The sequence below is a fragment of the Streptomyces sp. NPDC051315 genome (assembly GCF_044455165.1).
Lineage (GTDB): Bacteria > Actinomycetota > Actinomycetes > Streptomycetales > Streptomycetaceae > Streptomyces.
The window spans coordinates 1-1,416 of record NZ_JBITEN010000058.1 but is presented as its reverse complement, the minus strand read 5'-3'; the positions used below and the strand labels follow the sequence as shown (position 1 = coordinate 1,416).

Here is a 1,416-nt window from a genome sequence, read left to right as displayed (position 1 = left end):
AACACAGTGGACGCGAGCAACTGAGGACAAGCCCTCGGCCTATTAGTACCGGTCACCTCCACACGTTACCGTGCTTCCAGATCCGGCCTATCAACCCAGTCGTCTACTGGGAGCCTTACCCCATCAAGTGGGTGGGAGTCCTCATCTCGAAGCAGGCTTCCCGCTTAGATGCTTTCAGCGGTTATCCCTCCCGAACGTAGCCAACCAGCCATGCCCTTGGCAGAACAACTGGCACACCAGAGGTTCGTCCGTCCCGGTCCTCTCGTACTAGGGACAGCCCTTCTCAAGACTCCTACGCGCACAGCGGATAGGGACCGAACTGTCTCACGACGTTCTAAACCCAGCTCGCGTACCGCTTTAATGGGCGAACAGCCCAACCCTTGGGACCGACTCCAGCCCCAGGATGCGACGAGCCGACATCGAGGTGCCAAACCATCCCGTCGATATGGACTCTTGGGGAAGATCAGCCTGTTATCCCCGGGGTACCTTTTATCCGTTGAGCGACGGCGCTTCCACAAGCCACCGCCGGATCACTAGTCCCGACTTTCGTCCCTGCTCGACCCGTCGGTCTCACAGTCAAGCTCCCTTGTGCACTTACACTCAACACCTGATTGCCAACCAGGCTGAGGGAACCTTTGGGCGCCTCCGTTACTCTTTAGGAGGCAACCGCCCCAGTTAAACTACCCATCAGACACTGTCCCTGATCCGGATCACGGACCCAGGTTAGACATCCAGCACGACCAGACTGGTATTTCAACGACGACTCCACCTGAACTGGCGTCCAAGCTTCACAGTCTCCCAGCTATCCTACACAAGCCGAACCGAACACCAATATCAAACTGTAGTAAAGGTCCCGGGGTCTTTCCGTCCTGCTGCGCGAAACGAGCATCTTTACTCGTAGTGCAATTTCACCGGGCCTATGGTTGAGACAGTCGAGAAGTCGTTACGCCATTCGTGCAGGTCGGAACTTACCCGACAAGGAATTTCGCTACCTTAGGATGGTTATAGTTACCACCGCCGTTTACTGGCGCTTAAGTTCTCAGCTTCGCCCACCCGAAAGTGAGCTAACCGGTCCCCTTAACGTTCCAGCACCGGGCAGGCGTCAGTCCGTATACATCGCCTTACGGCTTCGCACGGACCTGTGTTTTTAGTAAACAGTCGCTTCTCGCTGGTCTCTGCGGCCACCCCCAGCTCAGAGCGCAAAGCTCATCACCGGATGTGGCCCCCCTTCTCCCGAAGTTACGGGGGCATTTTGCCGAGTTCCTTAACCATAGTTCACCCGAACGCCTCGGTATTCTCTACCTGACCACCTGAGTCGGTTTAGGGTACGGGCCGCCATGAAACTCGCTAGAGGCTTTTCTCGACAGCATAGGATCATCCACTTCACCACAATCGGCTCGGCATCAGGTCTCAGCC

The 1,416-nt window shown here is 56.4% G+C and carries 1 rRNA gene; it reads right to left on the bottom strand.

What is annotated here, in order from left to right:
- Window positions 1-22: 22 nt before the first annotated feature.
- A 23S ribosomal RNA gene (locus ACIBBD_RS38775) occupies window positions 23-1,416 on the bottom strand; the annotation flags it as partial.